Below are 20,504 nucleotides of genomic sequence, written 5' to 3'. Positions count from 1 at the left end.
CATGGCTGATAAGGATGTGGCATTAGCTGGCAAAATTGCAAATTTTATCAACCGTTTTCCTGATGATTGGCAAGAATATCAAGACTGGCTCAGGGCAATTATGTCGTCTCGACCAGGGCTACTGGAGCAGTATCCAGCCTGGCAAGCGACGTTAATCTTTCGCTGGCGTCTGTTTTACTTTGTCAGTTATGTAGCTAGCGGCATCTTTTTCAGGTGGCTGCTGAATCGAATAAAAGATTGTTTCCCATCGAGAACCTGGCAAACGCCTGAGAGGGGCGTTGTTGTTGGACAACATAAACCCTATCGCTATAGGCTTCAGCGCGTTGCCACCCTCTTAGCAATTGTAGAGCTGACACTCTGTGGCATGGCTGCCTTAACCGGTGTGATGCTGGCATTTTATTACCAGCCGACAGCTTTAGGTGCACACACCTCGCTCAGTATGATTGCGAACAACGTGGCTAATGGCACTCTAATCCTTAGTTTGCACGATGTTGCGGGCAATGGTCTGATTGTGTTTTCTCTGATTCAAATTGTTGTTATGTTTTTGGGGCGAGAGTTTCTACTGCCCTGGTTGACAGCCTGGATTAGTGGTATTTTGCTGGCCCTGACGGCTATGGCATTAAGTTGGACGGCCATTGTATTGGCATGGGAGCAAACGGGATTCTGGCGGTTTAAGATTGAACTCAATATTTTAGGGTCATTGCCGCTAGTGGGTCCCACACTGCGAGATGTGCTATCTGGCGGTAGCGGCATCAGTAGCTTTACCCTGCAGCATATGTACATGTTGCACAGCTATGTACTTGCGATCGCAGCTATTTTCCTCTCCATTACGCACTTAGCAACCCTAATTCTGCAAGAACAACAGTGCCAACCTAAAGAAACGCAGTCCAGCTAAGGTTAGCTGAACTGCACGGTTTAGATCGGTTGCATAGGTTAGGCAGAACACTGTCTAAGGCTGCACCCGTAGCTCTAAACGTAAAGGTTTAGCCACAATTTGGGGACACTGCCACGCCATCAGTATGCGTCGCAGCTGAGAGATCACAAACGGATCTTTGAGTTCTGACGCCTCCATATCTAACATCACCCGTTTGACCCGTCCCCGTTGAATCACCAGCTCAAAGATGAGGGTACCAGCGGGGGGATTGGCCAACTGGAGCTGCTGAAGATGGTGTTTAAGCTGTTTTAGGGCAGCATCATTAAGTCCTTCTGCCTTAACAACTTGAATCTGTTGGGGTGAATCGGAGCCTGCACCGACCTCTGCTGGAGCAGCTCCAGGAAGCACAGTTTCGTCCATAGACGCACTGACTGCACTATCAACGGTATCTGCGACCCCATCGCTACTATCCCCATCGTCAGCAATATAAGGAGACATATAACGCGCCTCATACATAGAATCAGCCTTTAAATCAGCGCTGCTTTCTGCGTCTATGCTTGGAGCAGGCATCGGTGGGGGAGCTGCCTGCTTACTAAATAGGGTAACGTGACGACCTTTAGGCGCAGCACTGCCAGGGCGAGCACGGCTTCTGATGGGTTGTGCTGCAGCCACTGTCCCAAATACCCCTGCATAGCTAACGGCTTCTGGCATAGTCACTGGCACATTCACCGAAATTGAATTATTGGGGTGGGCAACCCGGCTCTCTTCACTCACGGCCACAAACGCGGTGTACTGCGACAACAGCTGATAGGCCAGGGCTGTTTCGGTGACCGCCTGTACGCCATGGGTGGTTTCACCACTGACCATTTGATTCATCAGCTCTTTGATGCGCGAGCGTCCCCACAGTTGGGCAATGGCTGGATTCCCGGCTGAGTCAAAGGCAACGGCCAGAGATTGCTTAAACGGGTTTCCCCCAGCTGCTATTCCAGAGATGTGGAGAGTACCCGGCTGTTTATCCGTCTTACGACCAAACAGCATCAGGGGTTGTTCGGCAAACACATCAGGAACGGCCATGGGATAAAGACTAGGTGCCTCGCCAGCGCCTTCCCAATGAGCGGAGAGATTGCCCAATACCGGATTGTTGATTTGGCCAAAGAATTTGTCCACAATGCGGTCAATGCCTTCATCATGGCGGACCACCCGGGAAATGCCACGGCCCATTTCTGCTACACGGTTGAGCAGAAAGCGATTGACTGAGCTACCGGCCCCAAAGCTATGGAGGCGAGTCGCTAGGCCCAAAGATTGCTGCACTTCAGCAAAGATTTGGGTTTCGTTGCCAATATAGCCATCGGTCAGCAGCACAATATTGCGAATCCGCTCCGAATTGGGCTGAGGCAAATTGAGTACAGTTTTTAGCCCCCGTAACATCTCGGTCCCACCACCGGCCCGTAGGCGATCAACATAGTTCAGCGCCTGCTGACGGTTACGGGACGTATTGCCCAGGGGCACCTGAGACAGCTGCTGAGTCGTGTTGGCAAAGTTAACAATATTGAACGTATCTTGGGGATGCAGTCCTTCAATAAACCGACGCATCAGTGCCTGACACTGGGCCAGGGGAGCCCCTGACTGAGAGCCGGATGTGTCAATTAAAAACACCATATCCTTAGGAATATAGGCATCGGTGTCGTAGACCAGGGCCGGAATTAGATACACCGCAAAGTGGCCACCGCGCTCATCGAACTGAGTCAGGAGAGATGTTTGAGTTGTCTCCGTAGCCACCTGGTAGCGCAAAATCAGATCCTTATTGGGGATAGTATCGCCAGGGGCGAGGGTAATCCGGGTCAGGTTTTCTGTTGTATCTACCACGATTTGGTGGGACGGGGATTGCAACTTGGTGCGATCGCATGGGCATTGCCCTGTTTCAGTTTCAATCTGAACGGTGACTTGAATATCGTGGCCCGACCGCATATCTGACGGAATAATTGGTCCATTTAAGCGACTGGCATCAGGGACTAAATCCGTATCTTGATTCAGGGTCATCGGTGCGGCTGCAGAGCCGTGGGTGGTGTCTGCCTCAGCGATGGGATTACCAGGGATGTAGCGTGGCCCCACCACCATGGGAAAGACAAATTCATAGGCCCCCTGTTTGTAGGGCAGCTGGTCGCTGTAGGTGATCACCACCTCGATCGCCTCCCCTGGCAGAATATTGGCCAGGGACTGGGTAAAGATATTGGCTCGCTCCTGCTCTAGCAGTCCGGCGGTTTGACCCTTTTGCTTAGCCCGTTCATAGATGGCCTGGGCGTCTTCGCGCTTTTCGATACGGCCCTGGATAGTGCGATCGCCCAACCGAATCGTCATCGTATCCACAGCAGCTTCATCCGGTAGTGGAAAAACGTAGGTGGCTTCCAGGGCTGTCGTAAACGGGTTTTCAAAGCTGTGGGTCACCTCCACACGGGAAAGATTGCCACTGACTTGAGCCTTCACATCGGTATGCTTCAGCGGAAATGCCAGGGGTTGGTCCTGCACGTATAAGCCAGCAGTTTTTTGGGGTAACGTTTGTACCATAAGACCTCCAGGAGTTGAACTGACTCCAGATTAGGCAAGCTCACAGGCAAAATATGCTCAGTTTTGGACTCAGTAAATTGATTCAGTAAATTGACTCAGTGACTCAGTGTATCGCTTCCCTATTCCCTATATGAGGTAGCTCATGGTGATGCGCAGGGTATCTTGGCAGACTGTTGAGGTAACAACAGTAGAGATTGTTTCTGCAATGGCCTTAAACCCTGATTTGCTAAAGACTAGCTTTACTCTCCTCAAGGAAGATCAATCTGCGTTTAGTGACCTTTTCTACAGCACACTCTTTTCGGACTATCCCCAGGTAAAGCCTCTGTTTGCCCATACGAATATGGAGGAGCAACCTAAAAAGTTGTTTGCTTCTCTGGTATTGGTGGTGGAGAATCTTGTTAAACCTGATGTATTAACAGCAGCACTGCAAGGCTTGGGCACTCGCCATATTAAGTATGGAGTCCTACCGGAGCACTACCCGATGGTCGGTGGTACATTACTGAAGTCCATGGAGACTATCTTGCAAGATAATTGGACACCCGAGATTTCAGCTGCCTGGGCGGAGGCCTATGCAGCGATTACTGAAATTATGTTAGAAGGTGCGGATTATCCTGCGGAAATTCTCAATCCTAAAAACACAGTCTCGGTTTAATTTAGATCGTGTCCCTGGCAGGGCAGTGATCTTGCACCTGCCGTGGGCTTCAGCTACGTTGATGTTTACGAGACTATCCTCGTCTTAAGGGCAGTGAGCCATTTTAAGTGAACCATTTCAGGGGATAAGGCTATGACGTTTTCTGATTCCAGTAACCCCACTATTGATACGTCCCAAGCTCCTAAGGCTGGCTCCCACGTTCCAGCCTGGCACCATCCAATTCTTTCGCCAGAGCATGGGGTGTATGTCGTGCTTTTGGTGTCATTTCTGACGGGAGCAGCGGCAGCACAGCAGTGGACTTGGACGACAACCCTGGTGCTGATCAGTGCCTTTGCTGGCTTTCAGGCAGAACATCCACTGGTGTTACAAATCCGGCAACGGCGTAGTTGGAAGCCTCGTTTTCTGGTTTGGGGTGGGCTATATGGCAGCCTTGCCTTGGGCATTGCGATTTATCTGGCGCTGAAATCCCCCATGCTTTGGTGGCTATATGGGGCTGCGATCGCAACGTTAATTTTAGATGCGATCGCAGTTTTCCAGCGGCAACACCGGTCCATTGCCAATGAACTCCTCACCTTTGCTGCTGTGTGCCTGACGGCACCGTTTGCCTATATCGCCACAACGGGTACTGTCACCGCTGCCATTGTTGGCCTATGGCTGTTAAACACCTGCTTTTTTGGCAGTGCTATCTTCACGGTCAAGCTGCGTAAAACCCGGACAGCAGCATTAATGCCAGGCATTGTGTACCATGCGATCGCTATTCTATCGCTTGCAACACTTTGTTATTGCAATTGGCTGGCTCCCGTTACAGCGTCAGCATTTAGCATAGCGTTACTCAGATTTTGTTTGGTTATCGGCTGGCAAGACTGGTATAAAGCAGCTCAAATTCAGTATGTAGCGAGCCTGGAAACTCTCTCATCTATTCTTTTTCTCGCGATTACGGCGATCTCTCTCCTGCCAGCCCATCTTCCTGCATCAATGTGAAATCTATTCAGTAAGAGAAAAGGGGAACCTGGCATCCCTTTAATCGCCTCTACAAAAACTGGCTGATGGGATTTTTCTCTGCAAAATAATCAACCCTACCTCTGTAGTTATATGCTATTGGTTCACCCACATGGGCGTAAGTCCATCGCTAATTCAGCAATGGTCCATGCTAATTAAGCAATGGTCCATCGCTAATTCAGCAATGGGGTTATAGCCAGAAGGGGCGTGTCAATGCAAGGAGCTGCAATTGTTGGTCTTGAGAATGTGGGTGTTACCTATGGGAACGGTGTCACTGCACTGAAATCTGTATCATTACAGCTCAATCGTGGTGAGTTTGTAGTGGTACTGGGCTTGTCCGGCGCTGGAAAATCAACACTCTTGCGAACGCTTAACCATTTAACGCCCCCAACCCAAGGACGGGTAATGGTTGATGGGATGGGAGAACTGTCCACGCCCCAAGCATTACGGTTGCATCGTCAGCGTACCGGTATGATTTTTCAACAGCATCAGCTGATTGAGCGGCATTCTGCTCTACAGAATGTCCTAATGGGGCGATTGGCTTACCATTCATTTTGGCGTAGCTTATTTCCTCTACCCCAGACAGATCAACGACTTGCCGTAGATTGTTTGAAGCGAGTGGGGTTAATGAATAAGGCGCTTACACCGGTCAAGGCTCTGAGTGGCGGTCAAAAACAGCGTGTTGGTATCGCCCGTGCTTTGGCACAACGGCCCCAGCTCATGTTGGCAGACGAGCCGATTGCCAGCTTAGATCCAACGAGTGCCCATAAGGTGCTGTCTTTACTGCGCACCATTTGTAAAACCGATGGGATTGCCACGTTACTGAGCCTGCATCAGGTGGATTTTGCCAAACAGTATGGCGATCGCATTATTGGCTTAGCCCATGGTCGCGTTATATTTGATGGCCCGCCGTCTGTGCTAGAGCACCACACGCTGGACGAAATCTATACTGACCAGACAATGGCGGTTGTATCGTAGGGGCGATTGGCGAGGGGTGCGATCGCAAGCATGTAATCGCAAACATTTATAAGTTGTTATCTGTTGGAGAAAAACATCATGGTTAGCATCAAGTTGAAACAAGGAATGACCAGTATTGGCTTAATAGGAGTGATTACCTTAGCTGGATGCACTGGTTCAAACTCATCAACCGCCGAGAAAGCGAATCCATCTCAATTAGTTGTTGCCTTATTGCCAGACGAAGACGCCGCTACGATCATCCAAGACAACCAGGGTCTGGTCCAGCATTTAGAAGCAGCCCTAGACAAAGAGATTGAGCTAGTTGTTACCACAGACTATTCATCCATGATCGAAGCCGCCAGTAATGGGCGGTTAGACCTGGCCTATTTTGGTCCCCTATCCTATGTTTTAGCCAAAACCAAGAGTGATCTAGAGCCCTTTGCCGCCCGCCTAAAAGGTGGCTCAACAATGTATACATCCATCATTATTGGCAATGTAGCGGCTGGAGTAGATGAGTTTACTGATATTGAGGGCCAAACCGTTGCTTTAGGCGATCCAGCTTCCACCTCCAGCCGCTTATTTCCTGAGTTGACCTTAGCTGAAGCGGGTCTCAAGTCAGGAGAGAATTATGAGGCCGTTTTCTTAGGTGCCCACGATGCCGTTGCCCTGGCTGTACAGAATGGCAATGCCCAAGCAGGGGGCCTGAGCCGTCCCATTTTTGAGTCTTTAGTAGAGGAGGGCACTATTGACCCTGAGAAAGTAACCATTATTGCCGAGTCGGAACCCATACCTCAGTATCCCTGGACCATGCGCTCTGATTTAGATCCAGCCCTGAAGGAAAACATTCGCACAGCATTTTTGGAGCTGAATGATGAATCCGTATTGGGACCATTTAAGGCCGATGGATTTGCGGCGATGGAAGATAAAGATTATAACGGCATTCGCAAGGCAGGCGATATTTTGAACTTGGATTTAGGAGAGTTTGTGCAGTGAGTCTTTAACGTTAGGTGTTGGCATTAGCGGTTAGAATCCCTCTGCTTGCAGCACCTCCCCTAAAGGGGAGGACAGTTCTAAACACAATTCCATCACAGGAAGTTCTCCCCTATGACCACCAACAGTCAACCCCCTGACTCTTCTCCACTCAATAGCATCCTGCGACAACACCAACGCAGATGGCTCCGACACACTATACGAGTCTTACTCCTCCTCGGTCTCATCATCATCAGCTTTATCAGTGTCGAACTGTTCAACATCGAACGCATGGCTGACGGCATTCCAGCTATCTTCAAGCTGATGGGGGAGATGTTGCCACCTGACTTTAGCCGTTTTCCCCAGTGGATTGAGCCGATCTTTGACACATTGGCCATGAGCATTGCTGGCACTGCCCTTGCCCTTGGCCTCTCCTTACCCCTGGGGTTACTCGCCGCCAGAAATACTACCCCCCATCCCATTGCCTTGCACAGTGCTCGCACCATTTTGAATATTACCCGTGCCATCCCAGAGCTGATTTTAGGCATGATTTTAGTGGCAGCAGTCGGCTTTGGTAAGCTCCCAGGCACTCTGGCTTTAGGCTTACATTCGGTTGGTATGGTGGGTAAATTCTTTGCTGAAGCTATTGAACTTAGCGACCAGGCCCCAGTCGAAGCCGCCCGCGCCGTAGGTGCAACTGCCCCCCAGGTCATTGTCCATAGCATTTTGCCCCAGGTCTTTCCCCAGATGACCGATGTCACCTTTTATCGCTGGGAATATAACTTCCGAGCATCCATGGTTTTAGGAGCCGTTGGCGCAGGTGGAATTGGGTTAGAAATTATCAGCGCTTTACGTATTCTCAAGTATCAACAGGTCTCAGCATTACTGATCGTGGTGTTAGCGATGGTCACCCTGGTGGATGGCTTCAGCAATTATCTACGCAAAGGCTTTATTGAGTAAGCGCTATAGTTCTGCAAACGCCCCAAAACACCCCCAATTCTCTATTCCCCGCTCCCTAACACCATCGAAATACACCCATCCCAATCGAACACTGCTATAAATTTCTACCCTTTTGCATAATTTGGCCCATTCTCCCCTGAGTTACGGATAACGCACGTTTTCTGATGCTGCTTTATGTAGTGATATTGCAGCTTCAAGGAAAGGCAGCATTAAAGACGAATGACGTAACACACCTAACCGTAATCGAGGAGATTATACCTATGACCGCTCAATGGCGTCGTAAATTTGGCATTGGCTTGATGATTGCAACCGCTAGCGCCTCTTTGCTTATGCAAGGGCGGGTTCAGGCGAATCCAAGTTTGCCATTTACCCTCAACTTTGAGGAGGGCAACCTACAGGGCTGGCAGCAAACGGGAACAGCCTTTGCTAACCAGCCCACCCTGGGCGACAATCCGACTGCTCGCAATCGGGGCCAAGCTTCTCAACACCAGGGGCAATATTGGATTGGCGGTTATGAAAACTATCAAGGACGACCAGGGCAACGTCCGGGAGCAGTGCAGGGAGATAGGCCTCAAGGCACATTGACCTCAGCCAGATTTAGGATTCCCTCGGGGACCTTAAGCTTTTTGGTCGGAGGTGGCAGCAGCCCTCAAACCCGTGTTGAACTGGTGGTCAGCGGTCAGCCCCAGTTAATGGCCTCTGGCCAGAATAGTGAGACTATGCAGCGCGTCACCTGGGATTTAACCCCCTATGCTGGCAGAGCTGGCGTGATTCGCATTGTGGATGAATCGTCTAGTGGTTGGGGGCACATCAATGTAGATGATTTTCGCTTTAGTCAAAGGTTAACAGACTCACCCCAGGTAGACTCACCTCAGACAACCCAAAACCTATCTGGGCAGTGGCGAGGAAATGATGGGGGTACCTATTACCTCAACCAGATTGGTAACACTCTTTGGTGGTACGGCGAAAGTGGTGATGGTGGCTCAACCTGGACCAATGTCTTCCACGGTACAATTCAGGGAAATCGGGTGGTTGGAGAATGGTCGGATGTGCCCAAGGGCCGCATTAACCAGTCCGGTGACATGGAATTGCAGATTGACTCAGCTGGACGATTGAGCGCCACTCGTAAAACTGGGGGATTTGGTGGCAGCGTCTGGACAAGATAATGGGTTAGCCTGGGTAGGCTTTGCAGGGCTGGCACGAGGCGCAGCCCCTACGAGATTATCTTTGTTGACTGTCGGGAATTGTTTTCGATGCCCCCTGCTTCTGGCCCCTCTATGTCTTCTATTCTATTCTGCTGAAGAGACTCTTTTGTCGTGTTATAGACTTCTATAAACGTACGAAAAGATTCTTGGGAGATGCGATCGCATGCCAAATCATCCAGCACACGCTGCAGTACCCGTTCCATTTGCTGCGAACTGTCTTGGTGAGATAGGGTATCGGCCTGATGAATCACCACCAGGTCCTGAATATACTGGGCCGTTAGATGTTGCTGAATAGACTGATGGTGCTGGGCTTTGGCTTCTATATCCCGTTCAATTTTCTCACAGGCTGTTTTATAGGCTTCGTTAAATGTACGAAATGCTTCTTGGGAGATATCTTCATCCACTAACCGTTTTGCAGCCCGGTCAAAAATTTGATACAGCATCCTCTGCCGTTCTTCCAGGGTTTGCTCAGGAGCAGCGTCGTCATCGTCATCCATAACTTTGATCACATCGTTGATGTAGCCTTCACAGAGGCTTTTACCACGTTTTTCAGCTCGCGATCGCAACTCCCAAATCCAGGATGCAATGGGTACAACAATAGATAACAACAATGCCAAAAAATCAAAGTTCCTTGCAACAAAAGACGGATTTGTTTTGGTTTGCTTATAGGCTGCAACGGCTCCAGGGTGAATAGGAATGCCAAAACTGCTGCTAGGCCGACCAATGTTGGCCACCAATGGTTTCACCTCAACCGTATCCCGTGAAATAGCGTTCGAAATCTCTTGATGATGATCCTTCAGAATGGTTGCGATCGCTTGCACCACCCGCTTATTCGTCTGCTTACTGGCATACAACATCTTATACACACCCACGGTGGGAATATCCTTGGGGGGCACGATGGGGAAACTACCGTGATAGGTCCCCTTAGGGATGGTCGCCGCCTTAAATGCCGGGTGCTTAATCTTCATGGCTGAGACTTGTTCAATGGGCAATAAGCGTCCCCGGTGATATTGCACCATATCCTGAATAATCCAGTTACCAGGAGCCCGCACCCGAAAAATTGCATCCACCCGATCCGTCTCAAAGGCAAAGGCCGCTTCGTCATCATCCACCCCAACAAAATCAAAGTCTTCAGCCGTCAGATCAAAATGGTTGGCAACTTCTAAAAATGATAGAAACTGCCCACTCTCTCGCTGTACACCAATACGTTGCCCTCTGAGATCTGTAAACTCGTCGATACTGCTTTTATCCTGTACCAGTAGCTGGAATAAATCCCGATAAAGCGTGGCAACAGCTTGGGCTTTGGGACCAGGGGTAATGTCAGATTGCACCGTAATCAGCTCAGCTTCTCCGGCGTCTAACCGGTTGATATTATCGACAGAGCCTACGGTTTCTAATAAATCCAGACGAATATTGGGATGATAATTTTCAACCACCTGTTTGATGGCCTTACCCAGGATATAGCTTTCTCCCCCAGAGCCACCCACAGCAAAATTGACATGATAAATTGGCCGATGGGTGACATTAAAACTGACCGAATGCCACAGGTCGACAGCCGTAAAACCAAACCATACTGTCAGAGCCATCACCAGAAATAGCCGCAGCAAAATCGTCAGTTGATCCAGGGGCTTAAACAGGCGATCGTTTAACAGCTTGAGCAACTGATCCAGCTGGCGATCAATCCAGTTTTGCTTTTCAGGTGTTTCAGGCTGAGACATCAAGAATACCTGCTGTACATTGGGTCTATTATGGCTATTTGGCCAGCAATCGGCGAGTCTGGCCTAAGGTATACAGTAGAACTTCTTATGGCCCCAAAAACATTTGAAGCAGAGCAGTTTGATGCTGTCGTGTGTAGTGAAGAAACGATGGCCTATATACGGAATGGCAAAAAGAGTATTCCCTGTCCGGGAATGTTAGTAATCGATTCAAAGGCTGTAGTACGCATGGATTAAAGGCCATTATTAGCGATCGCAACCAACACTAAAGCATCAAAATTTAAGACGGAATGATGAATAAACTTTAAATAGATCAAAGCGAACTTAAAAATGGTGACTATACTTAAGTTCTTAGATTGAATTGTCAACTTTACGACCTAATCGTCACGATTTTGGAGCTTAGGCAGAGGTTTTTCCGCCTAGGGTATCATGCTGGGAACATAGATGATCTTTTTCTCTAAGAGCTAACTAGCTAGCCCAATTTCTAGTAAGTTTTCAAGCTTATGCTAAGGGGTTTAGACAAGCAAACAAGCCAATAGAAAGTGTTTTTCAGAAGCCGAATAGTCAACGATTGCGCGAATTGTAGACACTCTGCAGACACTCTACGCAGACACTCTGCGCAGACACTCTGCCAAAAGATGTCTGTCAACCGTAATATATAATGTCGTGGGAGAAAAACCATGGTGCGACTAGATACAAAACGAGCAAAAAGAATCACGTCAGCGACAAGAAGCTCCAAGTTGAATGGTCATGATAAGGAAAAGATTGGTCTTACTTTTTTAAATAGCGTTCATCCTGCTATTAAACAACAGTTAGCTGATGCAACTGACCTAAAAACTTTTCTTGAGACGGCTGCTGGTGTCTTAAGTCTCGACAAACGTAAACAAATCGTTGAACAAGCTCTCATTCTTTTTGAGGATAATTTTGTTCATTTGCCTTTAAAGGAATCGATGCATGGGGTCAATCCTATTCAAAAACTGCGTCTAATCAAACATCGCCTTGAACAAGAAACGGATGCCGAATTAGAGAGTGAACTGACATTTCACAGTGAAATATTGGATATTTTCAACTCTGTTCGGGATCTACATACAAACTATCTTTTACCTTTTCCATTTGCAGGCAAGATTGCTTTCTTACCCTTCCAGATTGAAGAATATTTTGAAAACGGTGAGCCACATTATATTGCCACTCACTTTGTTCAGGGATTCTCGCATCCACACTTTAAGACGGGTGTAGAAATCAAGCTTTGGAATGGGGTGCCGATTGGTCGCGCCATTGCATTATCTGGAGATTTACATGCAGGCAGTAATTTAGCAGCCCGCCATGTTCGTGGAATTGATGGACTCACTATTCGTCCTTTAGTACGTTCATTACCACCAGACGCGTTGTGGGTTGTGATTGGTTACACCGATCTTGACGGTATTGATCGCGAAATTAAGCAAGATTGGATTGTGACGTCCTCCCCACCAACGTTTGTTGAGGCTAATGCAGATTCATTGAGTACAAGCGCAGCTTCTCAGGGGATTGATTTAGAAGCTCATATCACTCAAGAAACAAAGAAAATGCTGTTTGCGCCAGAAGTACTGGCAGCAGAAACGAAAGAAACCAAACTATCCACCCAAAAAGCGGTTGCCGGGCAGACAGTGCCAACCACCATGGGTAGTGTTTTCCACGCAAAAAGTGTGAACACAACCTTTGGAGAGTTTGGACACATTCGGATCTTTACGTTTAGTGTGAATGATCCAGGGGCATTTATTCACGAGTTTATTCGGTTAGTTGAATTACTACCGCAGAATGGTTTAATTCTGGATGTTCGGGGCAATGGGGGGGGGCACATTTGGGCCAGTGAAGGCCTGCTACAGGTGCTAACGCCTGTCGATATAGCACCACAGCCTACTCAGTTTGTTAATACGTCTCTCAACCTACGTATTTGTCAGCGACATGAAACCAATCCCACCGGTCAAATTGACCTTGGAGCTTGGGTACCTTCAATTCGTCGTTCAGTAAAAACGGGTGCTGTCTACTCAGGTGGTTTTCCCATTACGCCCGTTGATTTTGCCAATCAAATCGGCCAGAGATATCACGGCCCCGTAGTACTGATCACCGATGCCCGTTGTTACAGTGCAACCGATATTTTTGCAGCAGGCTTCCAAGATCATGACATTGGCCATGTACTTGGCATCGATGATAATACGGGAGCGGGCGGTGCCAATGTTTGGACCCATGGTCTGTTGCAAGCATTATTACGCTTTCCTAGTCCACCGGATGATGGAACACCCTATGAGGACTTACCCGGCGGGGCTAATATGCGGGTTGCTATTCGCCGTACCCTCCGGGTTGGCAAACAAGCAGGTACCCCGGTGGAAGATTTAGGGATCACACCAGATTCCCGCTACCACATGACAAAGAATGATTTGCTATTAGGCAATATCGATCTCCTTAACAAGGCTGGAGAGATCCTATCGAGGATGTCTGTGCGTAGGTTGAATGTGACAACTACGTTGAATCAAAACACGCTTACCCTTCAAGTAGAAACCCTGGGGCTTACCCGTGTTGACATCTATGTTGATGGTCGTCCGATTGAGAGTTTCGAAGTTACAGACGGTATTCAGTCCATTGAAGTCTCTCTACCAGCTGGAGCAATGCTATTAGAGTTGGCAGGTTTCAACGCGAATGAATACGTGGCATCCAGGATGTTAGACCTTTAGTCTCTGTTGCTTAGAGACTGTATAAACCAGAGGAGTATGCTCTATTGTCAGTAGCATACTCCTTTGTAGATAGCTCCCCATCGAGCTATACCAAAAGCTGCTCTTTTAAGCCACTCTCACCTTCTTCGTCAAAATCGCCATCACCTCATTAGGCCGTCCAGTAGACATAGGCTTACTCCAATCATTGGGTTCAGCATAATGCTTACTATGCAGCTCTTGGATAGTCCGGTGCACACTGGTAAGGCTACCAAAGAGCATATGGCGAACAATCTCAAACTGATGTTCAGCTAGCGGTTCTGGAGCAGGCGGAACTGTGGGCGCAGTTGCCCCTTTGGTTGGATCGGTCAGCATCAGCTGTAATCTCCGAAATAGTAATGATCAAAAACTTGCGCCAGGAGTACACCTGATCGCATAACTTATTTTGACCGCTAACCGGACACAAGTCAAACAACTATTGTTGTTCTGACAACATTTTCTGGAAATTGGATTGTTTAGCAATCAGTTCTAGAAATTTTGTTTTTGAGCGATCGGGATCATAGACGCCGTTTTCCCATTCGCTAACCGTTTGTCGACGCACACCTAACTCTTGGGCAAATTGGGCTTGGGTCAGGCTCATGTGCTTACGCAGGGCCTTAATGGCATCCTGTTGCCAAACAACAGCCCCATCCTTTTTCTGAATGTTGTATTCTGCCTGAAATTTACGAAAGGTAACTGTTTGTTGCGCTAGATCAACAGTTTCGATGTGATAGCCAGCATGAACCCAGGCTTTGGCCTGAAGGGCGCTGAAACTATCACGATTGCTCCACCAATTTTTTTTGTTAAATGCTGAAGTGGGCAAGGTGTTATCCAACACCGCTTCGATTTTGGCAAATGTAAGCGTAATTGCATCCTCGTTGCATTTTTGCAAATGCTCAAACAGCGGATAGTATTTGCTACCAGGCTTGACAGTCATTTGAGCTGCCCATGGAGGTGGCCTTCGATCAGTTCTGCTTTCTGGAGGTGTAGGGTGGCATTGTAGTGATGCTCACATTCGTAGCGATTGAGATGATCGCCATTTTCTAGGGGATGGAGCTTGGTTCTGATGTCGGATTGAACCATAGAGAAGGATAAGCAGCTTAGCCTCTATGATAAGCGATGCTTTGGCAGTGCATAGTTAGAGGCTTGGGACGGCTCATAGTAAGGTGTCGATTAAGTAGGTAATCAAGTAAGCGATCAAGCTAAAAAGCTATTAGCGTTGTAATGCATGGGCAGTAAGGGATAGGGGATGCCGAGAACGATACAATAAAAGTTATGGAGGTGATGGAATGAAGACAAAGGTAATTGAACGTAGTCAGGTTTTAGACCTTCTACGCCGTATACAGCCGACTTTGAAGGAAAAATACGGTGTGACGAAGCTGGGTATTTTTGGCTCGGTTGCCAGAGGTGAGGCGACTGAGAGTAGTGATGTGGATATTGTCCTGGAAATGAAGCGTCCTAACCTTTTTATAAGGGTCAACATCAAGGAAGAACTAGAAAAGTTTTTGGATAGGCCCGTAGATGTGGTGCGTTATCGGGAACGAATGAATCCTTATCTCAAACGTAGAATCGATCAGGATGTAATTTATGTCTGATCGAGTATTGATTTATGAAAAGCTACTCCAGATTGATATGGCTCTGGGGCGCATTAGGCGAAGATTTTCAGGTATTGGCTCTGCCGCTGATTTTCTTGATAGCGATCATGGTTTGGATATGCTAGATGGCATTAGCATGATGTTAATTGCGATTGGAGAAAATCTGAAGAATATCGATGCCAAAACACAAGGTGCTTTTTTAGAGCGTTATGACTCTGTAAATTGGAGAGGTGCTAAGGGTGTGCGAGATATTTTGTCACACCATTATTTTGATCTAGATGCAGACGAGATTTTTGATATCTGTCAGAATGATATTCCTAACCTTGCTTTGGTGATCAAGGAGATGATTGAAGAGTATAAAGACGCAGGTTCCTCAGGCTAAATGTCTAATTTGATTGGTATCTAGGACGTACATTAAAATGGTTCCCTGGGTAAATCCGAGAGTCTTTGGATTTTTGTGTAAATCACTGATTTTCAATGAGAAATCAGGGGTTGCAGGCCTATTCGACACGATTTTGTGCAAACTCCCTGCGATGGTCCAGATGTGATTTGACAATGATGGTTGGTAAAACTAACACAAAACCAAGCAAAAGAAGGCTTTCAGCCATACCATTGCTTGGTTTTTACTATGATTTATTTGCTGATGCTAAGCCCTAGTGAAGACGCTTCCTAATGCCTAGGGCAGACAGACCAAATAGTGCCAGCGCAGACACTATACCCGGCTCAGGCACCGGAGCAATAGTCCCTTCTGAGGTAATCAACAGTGAAATCTCATCACTGTACACACGCCGCTCAGTGCCTAGCAAACTGTAGTCACTGTCAAGCAGCGGAAAGCTATACACCGGAGTAAAGGTGACTGTCGTATTCTCTCCTTGACGCTCAAGATTAACTTCGAGATGGCCGTAGTGCTTACCCCCTTCAATGATCTGTAAAACACCATCAACCTCTTGCCATAGCTCGGGTTCATCCTGGTCAGCCGTCCATTGGCTGAAAGCGTTATACCCTAAGGGTTGGCCATCCTTTGTGCGAACTTCGCCACGCAGACCGTCGCCTGCCACACCCACATCGTAGTATTGCACGCCAACGCCATCGCCATCTTCATCAACAAAGCTGCGCTCAAACATCTCGCTATGGCCTGAGAAAACAGCAACAACACCATACTCTTCAAATAGGGGGTGGTACTGACGCAAGGGCGTTCCCCCCTGACCACTGGAAAGCTCATGGTTCATCGCAAAACCATGGGTACCGCTAGAGTAAGGGGCATGGTGGAACTGTGCAAAGATGATTTGACCCTGGGCACGGGCATCTTCAAGCTGCTCAATCACCCAATTCCACTGGGGACTACCAGGATTAAAGTCAGCCAAGTCGGTGCCACCCGACGCTTCATACTGTTCACGAGTATAATTTTGCTGAGTATCAGTACCGGGGCCAGTAAATTCCAGACCGCTGATTTTCGGGGGCTGGCCTTCGCCACCATAGTTATCGCGGGTATCGTCAGGCTCACCATTAGAACTATCTAAAGTGAGAATAGTAATCGGGCCGTAGTCAATGCGGTAGTAGTTGTCTTGATGCTCAGGTGTGCCATTATCAGGCGCATCAAAGTACGTGTGGAACTTATCACGACCAAACTTAGGCCCAAAGCGACCATCAGCATCAATACCATAGCCACCATTGAGAGCACCAAAGTTCTCCCAATTGCCTAGGGCAGGCAGCAATGGATACTCAGATAAACCACTATCAAACTCACCCGCATTGTGACGGAAGAACTCATCCCAGCCAGGCTGATAGCCGCCACCCTGCATCAGGTCTCCAGGCATCATCAAGAAGTCGGGCTGACGACTGTTGACAATAGCGAGGTTAGCCGCATACCCTCCTGTTTCAGTCAGGGCATAGCGGAGGCGAGTACCGGTTGTGCCAAAGGTCTCAGCCCACAGGCTGCTCTCTGGATCGGGACGAGCTGCTGACCCTGGTGCTAAAGCCCCCTGCTGCCAATCACGACCAATGAGACGACCTGCCGGTTGAGTTTCACTATCGGCAAAGGTAATAAAGCGAATGCTATCCCAATCATCTGCAGTGGGGGCTGTTTTGAAGGTAGAGTTGAATACATTGTCACCCAGAGCAACGGTGTAATCGTAAGTGGCGTTGGGTGCTAAGCCACGTACATCAATCGTGTGCTTGTAGTTATTATCACCCAGTAACCAGGAACCTTGCCCCAGATCACCAATTTCCTGACCCTTTTCGGCATTGGTGTAAGCCAAAACGGGTTCTAAGGAAGGATTGCTAGTGAATGTGAGGGGTGTAGTGAGATCAGCCCCAGTAATCGTGAGGGTACCCGCAATGTCTGCTTCAGTGAACCAGGTGAAGTACATGCCGTCGGAAGACGGCTGTTGCAAATAGGGGTTTACACGAAAGGTGGCTGCCTGGGCGGGCAAGACAGCCATTAGGCTCGTGCTTAGCGTTGCTAACAGAGCATGGCTAAACAGCTTAAAACGATTTGAGGGCATAAGCTCAAGGGATAGATGTGATGTTCTTTAAATCAGGGGCATTGCTGATCCGAACTATGATTTCAGCTGAAAGACATGGCTAAATAGCGCATCTTCCAGATCGGTTCATCCCAGCAGCGGTAAAGGCTGGAAGGAGGCTTCTCAGCGGGCGAAAAATACGCCAGTAATGAAGATCAAATGAGAAGAACTTTAATAAAAGATTAACTGAAGTTGATTAACTTGGTCTTTCTCTTTTAAGAGAAGCTTATCTTCAAGGAAACTTTACGCGGTTAGCCTGTCTGTTGGCTTGCCTTCACAAAAAGTTTGGTGGTGCTCCCCGAGCGGAGTCGAGGGGAGCGAATAGTTAGTTCCAAGTAGATTTCTACTCCCTGAGGAGAGTCAGTCGCCGTTCCCTGAGCGGAGTCGAAGGGAACCATTTAGAAAATTTTTCTGCATGATGGAGGTGGACATCGGAATGAAACACACTCCACTGATTGGCAAACGTTCAAACAAGTCTTAGTCAGAAACATCATAAATCAAGCAGGAATCTACTCAGATGATGCTGTAGGTAAAGGCCAGATAGATGGTGAAAACCGTACGTTACAGAACGATATGTAGACGTTACGCTATCGATGAAAGGCAACGCTGAAAATTCCTTATCTTGCAACGTTAAGCATCCTTGCCAAGGAACGAAAAATTATGGAATCTCTAATTGATTGGCTGCAGCAGATCGACATCTCAATGTTCGGTGACCTTAGTGAATTTGACTGGACAAATATTGCTACCTACGGTGTATTAGCCTTGGCACTGGCAGGTGTCGTTTGGACAACAGCAAAGAGTTTAGTTCAGTTCCTATGGCAGAAAACCGAAGGATTTATAGGGTTTACCGTCAGCACTCTGGTTGTTATTTCCTTGTGGTACACCCTTTTACGTGTTCACGTCAGCATCTCTTTTAATCTAGATAAAGAAGTCTTTGATAATCTTCTCTGGTTCTCCGCAGTTCTTTTTACACCTTACTATTTAATCCATTACAAACTCCTAACAGGTTTTATATTGACCGTAGTCAGAAGTATAGAGCTTGTACTTGACCTGCTAATCTTCTCCTGGTTTCCACAAAAAGCAGAACAGAATCGTGAGAAATGGAGAACCCGGATCAGTAACCTATATCAAAACTGGAAAGATGGCGTAGAAGCCTTGTTCCAAAAGGAAAAAACAGGAGTTCCAACAGCTGAGATGCTATTGGATACCAATGAAGGCACCAATCTAACGGAAAGTTCCACAGAAGCGGCTGGAGATGCTGAAGAGTTAGGAGAACAGCCAGCATCGTAGAGACACTGCTCGCGAAAAGTGACAGTTGATCGAATATAAGGTGCGATCGCACCTACCCATGTCCCTCTAACCAATGCTTTTAATGGTTAGAAGGATTAACTATGGCTACAGGCAGTCGATTTGGAAAATCCAGGTTTACCATAAAATCAAATACCGAAACCATGGTGGTCCCTCATGCCTAATACACGGTTAAATCGTCGCACGCTTCTGAAAATCGGCCCTGCCACCCTCGTTTCATTTCTATCAGCCACCTGTAGCCGCTCACTATTGACCAAAAACACTACACATCAGACGGCCCAGGCTCTGTCACCCACCCCCGCCTGCGGTCATGATGCAACCACACCATCCCAAACCGCAGGTCCTTTTTATACCCCTGATTCCCCAGAACGCCAATCTTTATTAGAGCCAGGGTTGCCGGGCACGCCCGTGTTAATTACAGGTCAGGTGCTCTCGTCGCAGTGTGTGCCCGTTGCTGGTGCTTTAGTAGACTGCTGGCACACCAATAACCAAGGTGAATACGACAATCGTGGCTACACCTTTCGCGGTCATCAGTTTACAGACACAGATGGACGCTACCGCATTGAAACCATCGTGCCCGGTATTTACCCTGGGCGCACCCGTCATTTCCATATCAAGGTACAAGCTCCCAATCAACCTATTCTTACCACTCAGCTTTACTTTCCAGGGGAGCCTGCCAATCAGGGAGATTTTCTCTTTAACCCAGCTCTTTTAATGGCTGTAGATGATAGCGATGGTCGTAAAAAAGCTGCCTTTAACTTTGTCCTGGAAACAACTTAGATACTGTAATTAAGTTTAGCTGGTTTGATTAAAGCTGTGTCGGCGATAAATCCACGCCGATCATGTTGTGAATAATATCCGAAACGCAGTCTACGGTGGTGATATATTCGCCATCAATTTCGACACTTACGCCAGCCTCAGCCGGTTGATTAATGTCTAAACGATCCCGTGCCCAAGACACTATATAAACCGTGTCTTTATTAGGAATGCTGATGGAATAATTTTCATACCGGCCAATCCCCTGCCACTGAAATGTGGATGCTTCCTCGCGAGGCACGTCGAGTACAAGTTCGGGCTGCTCTTCCGGGCCAAACACATACTTGATGACGGTATCCCGGTCATATAGGGCAATCAGCTTATCCTCAGCGGTATGACAGGAAAATAAGACCTGGCCACTATCGGTAGAAACGGGTTGGCTAGCAACTGAGGGGGCTTTTGTTACTGGATTGAGTTTGTCAGGATTAGAGTCGGGGTTTAGTGCGATCGCACCCTCAGCAGCTATATCCTCTTGAACCAATTCATCTTGCACTTGTACGTCATCAGCGACACGATCAACACTGTCTTGACGATCAGCTGGCCCAGAAGCGGCTGCGCAGCTGCCCAAGAATGTTATTGCACCGAGTAAAAACACACCGTACTTAAACCTTGGGAAGTGCGCCATACGCCTATGCCTCTGTAAT

General features: G+C 48.0%; 20 protein-coding genes. 13 read left to right on the top strand and 7 right to left on the bottom strand.

Features of this window, described 5'->3' with window-relative positions:
* The first annotated feature begins 1 nt into the window (after nt 1).
* A complete protein-coding gene (locus tag DXZ20_RS02280; RefSeq protein WP_163669490.1) occupies nt 2-895 on the top strand; it encodes a cytochrome b N-terminal domain-containing protein in 894 nt (297 codons plus the stop codon).
* A gap of 54 nt (nt 896-949) precedes the next feature.
* Here the strand turns inward: DXZ20_RS02280 and DXZ20_RS02275 are convergent, their stop codons facing one another.
* Entirely contained in the window at nt 950-3,439 is a 2,490-nt protein-coding gene (locus tag DXZ20_RS02275) for a VIT domain-containing protein (protein WP_163696179.1), read from the bottom strand.
* A gap of 148 nt (nt 3,440-3,587) precedes the next feature.
* On the opposite strand from DXZ20_RS02275, the gene DXZ20_RS02270 reads away from it, so the two are divergent.
* The 6 genes from DXZ20_RS02270 (at nt 3,588) to DXZ20_RS02245 (ending at nt 9,142) form a co-directional block, all read left to right on the top strand.
* Nucleotides 3,588-4,091 (top strand): globin family protein, encoded by a 504-nt coding sequence (locus DXZ20_RS02270; RefSeq protein ID WP_250565564.1) that lies wholly within the window; start codon nt 3,588-3,590, stop codon nt 4,089-4,091.
* Between the two features lie 132 nt (nt 4,092-4,223).
* Nucleotides 4,224-5,072, top strand: coding sequence for a YwiC-like family protein (locus DXZ20_RS02265; protein WP_250565563.1), 849 nt, complete (start codon nt 4,224-4,226; stop codon nt 5,070-5,072).
* 231 nt (nt 5,073-5,303) lie between these two features.
* Nucleotides 5,304-6,068, top strand: coding sequence for a phosphonate ABC transporter ATP-binding protein (phnC, locus tag DXZ20_RS02260; protein WP_250565139.1), 765 nt, complete (start codon nt 5,304-5,306; stop codon nt 6,066-6,068).
* A 78-nt stretch (nt 6,069-6,146) separates the two neighbouring features.
* Nucleotides 6,147-7,040, top strand: coding sequence for a phosphate/phosphite/phosphonate ABC transporter substrate-binding protein (gene phnD, locus DXZ20_RS02255; RefSeq protein ID WP_163669486.1), 894 nt, complete (start codon nt 6,147-6,149; stop codon nt 7,038-7,040).
* 111 nt (nt 7,041-7,151) lie between these two features.
* Complete coding sequence (gene phnE, locus DXZ20_RS02250; RefSeq protein ID WP_163696177.1) at nt 7,152-7,976, top strand: phosphonate ABC transporter, permease protein PhnE; 825 nt, start codon at nt 7,152-7,154, stop codon at nt 7,974-7,976.
* 260 nt (nt 7,977-8,236) lie between these two features.
* The gene (locus tag DXZ20_RS02245; protein ID WP_163696175.1) at nt 8,237-9,142 is read left to right on the top strand and encodes a hypothetical protein; all 906 of its coding nucleotides are present in this window, start codon (nt 8,237-8,239) and stop codon (nt 9,140-9,142) included.
* Between the two features lie 47 nt (nt 9,143-9,189).
* Here DXZ20_RS02245 and DXZ20_RS02240 read toward each other — a convergent pair whose 3' ends face one another.
* Nucleotides 9,190-10,899 carry a TAXI family TRAP transporter solute-binding subunit gene (locus DXZ20_RS02240; RefSeq protein ID WP_163696172.1) on the bottom strand — a complete coding sequence of 570 codons (1,710 nt, stop codon included), beginning with the start codon at nt 10,897-10,899 and terminating at the stop codon, nt 9,190-9,192.
* 87 nt (nt 10,900-10,986) lie between these two features.
* Between DXZ20_RS02240 and DXZ20_RS02235 the strand changes: the two genes are divergently transcribed.
* Both DXZ20_RS02235 and DXZ20_RS02230 read left to right on the top strand, forming a co-directional pair.
* Nucleotides 10,987-11,133, top strand: a complete 147-nt coding sequence (locus tag DXZ20_RS02235; RefSeq protein WP_163669478.1) for a hypothetical protein — start codon at nt 10,987-10,989, stop codon at nt 11,131-11,133.
* A gap of 443 nt (nt 11,134-11,576) precedes the next feature.
* A complete protein-coding gene (locus DXZ20_RS02230; RefSeq protein ID WP_163696170.1) occupies nt 11,577-13,604 on the top strand; it encodes a S41 family peptidase in 2,028 nt (675 codons plus the stop codon).
* 105 nt (nt 13,605-13,709) lie between these two features.
* Here the strand turns inward: DXZ20_RS02230 and DXZ20_RS02225 are convergent, their stop codons facing one another.
* From DXZ20_RS02225 to DXZ20_RS02215, 3 genes are all read right to left on the bottom strand, one after another.
* Nucleotides 13,710-13,955, bottom strand: coding sequence for a hypothetical protein (locus DXZ20_RS02225; protein WP_163669474.1), 246 nt, complete (start codon nt 13,953-13,955; stop codon nt 13,710-13,712).
* 100 nt (nt 13,956-14,055) lie between these two features.
* A complete protein-coding gene (locus tag DXZ20_RS02220; protein ID WP_163696168.1) occupies nt 14,056-14,556 on the bottom strand; it encodes a helix-turn-helix domain-containing protein in 501 nt (166 codons plus the stop codon).
* Entirely contained in the window at nt 14,553-14,702 is a 150-nt protein-coding gene (locus DXZ20_RS02215; protein WP_163696165.1) for a hypothetical protein, read from the bottom strand. The genes DXZ20_RS02220 and DXZ20_RS02215 overlap by 4 nt, the downstream gene beginning before the upstream one ends.
* 206 nt (nt 14,703-14,908) lie before the next feature.
* On the opposite strand from DXZ20_RS02215, the gene DXZ20_RS02210 reads away from it, so the two are divergent.
* Nucleotides 14,909-15,214, top strand: coding sequence for a nucleotidyltransferase family protein (locus DXZ20_RS02210; protein WP_163696163.1), 306 nt, complete (start codon nt 14,909-14,911; stop codon nt 15,212-15,214).
* A complete protein-coding gene (locus DXZ20_RS02205; RefSeq protein ID WP_163669466.1) occupies nt 15,207-15,596 on the top strand; it encodes a HepT-like ribonuclease domain-containing protein in 390 nt (129 codons plus the stop codon). Before DXZ20_RS02210 ends, DXZ20_RS02205 begins: the two co-directional genes overlap by 8 nt.
* 271 nt (nt 15,597-15,867) lie before the next feature.
* On the opposite strand, the gene DXZ20_RS02200 is transcribed toward DXZ20_RS02205, so the two are convergent.
* The gene (locus DXZ20_RS02200; RefSeq protein ID WP_163696161.1) at nt 15,868-17,718 is read right to left on the bottom strand and encodes a metallophosphoesterase family protein; all 1,851 of its coding nucleotides are present in this window, start codon (nt 17,716-17,718) and stop codon (nt 15,868-15,870) included.
* A gap of 678 nt (nt 17,719-18,396) precedes the next feature.
* On the opposite strand from DXZ20_RS02200, the gene DXZ20_RS02195 reads away from it, so the two are divergent.
* Together DXZ20_RS02195 and DXZ20_RS02190 are read left to right on the top strand one after the other, a co-directional pair.
* Entirely contained in the window at nt 18,397-19,026 is a 630-nt protein-coding gene (locus tag DXZ20_RS02195; protein ID WP_163669461.1) for a hypothetical protein, read from the top strand.
* A 174-nt stretch (nt 19,027-19,200) separates the two neighbouring features.
* The gene (locus tag DXZ20_RS02190) at nt 19,201-19,824 is read left to right on the top strand and encodes a dioxygenase family protein (protein ID WP_163696159.1); all 624 of its coding nucleotides are present in this window, start codon (nt 19,201-19,203) and stop codon (nt 19,822-19,824) included.
* A gap of 28 nt (nt 19,825-19,852) precedes the next feature.
* Here DXZ20_RS02190 and DXZ20_RS02185 read toward each other — a convergent pair whose 3' ends face one another.
* Nucleotides 19,853-20,485, bottom strand: coding sequence for a hypothetical protein (locus DXZ20_RS02185; RefSeq protein ID WP_163696158.1), 633 nt, complete (start codon nt 20,483-20,485; stop codon nt 19,853-19,855).
* Nucleotides 20,486-20,504: the final 19 nt, after the last annotated feature.

The organism is Adonisia turfae CCMR0081, from assembly GCF_011009555.1.
GTDB classification, from domain to species: Bacteria; Cyanobacteriota; Cyanobacteriia; order Phormidesmidales; family Phormidesmidaceae; genus Leptothoe; species Leptothoe turfae.
This window is presented reverse-complemented; position numbering and strand designations above follow the sequence as displayed.

Coding starts and splice junctions, on each gene's coding strand:
- DXZ20_RS02190 (WP_163696159.1), top strand. CDS start 19,201: ATGCCTAATACACGGTTAAATCGTCGCACGCTTCTGAAAATCGGCCCT.
- DXZ20_RS02200 (WP_163696161.1), bottom strand. CDS start 17,718: ATGCCCTCAAATCGTTTTAAGCTGTTTAGCCATGCTCTGTTAGCAACG.
- DXZ20_RS02280 (WP_163669490.1), top strand. CDS start 2: ATGGCTGATAAGGATGTGGCATTAGCTGGCAAAATTGCAAATTTTATC.
- DXZ20_RS02205 (WP_163669466.1), top strand. CDS start 15,207: ATGTCTGATCGAGTATTGATTTATGAAAAGCTACTCCAGATTGATATG.
- DXZ20_RS02235 (WP_163669478.1), top strand. CDS start 10,987: ATGGCCCCAAAAACATTTGAAGCAGAGCAGTTTGATGCTGTCGTGTGT.
- phnE (WP_163696177.1), top strand. CDS start 7,152: ATGACCACCAACAGTCAACCCCCTGACTCTTCTCCACTCAATAGCATC.
- DXZ20_RS02210 (WP_163696163.1), top strand. CDS start 14,909: ATGAAGACAAAGGTAATTGAACGTAGTCAGGTTTTAGACCTTCTACGC.
- DXZ20_RS02195 (WP_163669461.1), top strand. CDS start 18,397: ATGGAATCTCTAATTGATTGGCTGCAGCAGATCGACATCTCAATGTTC.
- DXZ20_RS02220 (WP_163696168.1), bottom strand. CDS start 14,556: ATGACTGTCAAGCCTGGTAGCAAATACTATCCGCTGTTTGAGCATTTG.
- DXZ20_RS02265 (WP_250565563.1), top strand. CDS start 4,224: ATGACGTTTTCTGATTCCAGTAACCCCACTATTGATACGTCCCAAGCT.
- DXZ20_RS02225 (WP_163669474.1), bottom strand. CDS start 13,955: ATGCTGACCGATCCAACCAAAGGGGCAACTGCGCCCACAGTTCCGCCT.
- DXZ20_RS02240 (WP_163696172.1), bottom strand. CDS start 10,899: ATGTCTCAGCCTGAAACACCTGAAAAGCAAAACTGGATTGATCGCCAG.
- phnD (WP_163669486.1), top strand. CDS start 6,147: ATGGTTAGCATCAAGTTGAAACAAGGAATGACCAGTATTGGCTTAATA.
- DXZ20_RS02215 (WP_163696165.1), bottom strand. CDS start 14,702: ATGGTTCAATCCGACATCAGAACCAAGCTCCATCCCCTAGAAAATGGC.
- phnC (WP_250565139.1), top strand. CDS start 5,304: ATGCAAGGAGCTGCAATTGTTGGTCTTGAGAATGTGGGTGTTACCTAT.
- DXZ20_RS02185 (WP_163696158.1), bottom strand. CDS start 20,485: ATGGCGCACTTCCCAAGGTTTAAGTACGGTGTGTTTTTACTCGGTGCA.
- DXZ20_RS02275 (WP_163696179.1), bottom strand. CDS start 3,439: ATGGTACAAACGTTACCCCAAAAAACTGCTGGCTTATACGTGCAGGAC.
- DXZ20_RS02270 (WP_250565564.1), top strand. CDS start 3,588: ATGCGCAGGGTATCTTGGCAGACTGTTGAGGTAACAACAGTAGAGATT.
- DXZ20_RS02230 (WP_163696170.1), top strand. CDS start 11,577: ATGGTGCGACTAGATACAAAACGAGCAAAAAGAATCACGTCAGCGACA.
- DXZ20_RS02245 (WP_163696175.1), top strand. CDS start 8,237: ATGACCGCTCAATGGCGTCGTAAATTTGGCATTGGCTTGATGATTGCA.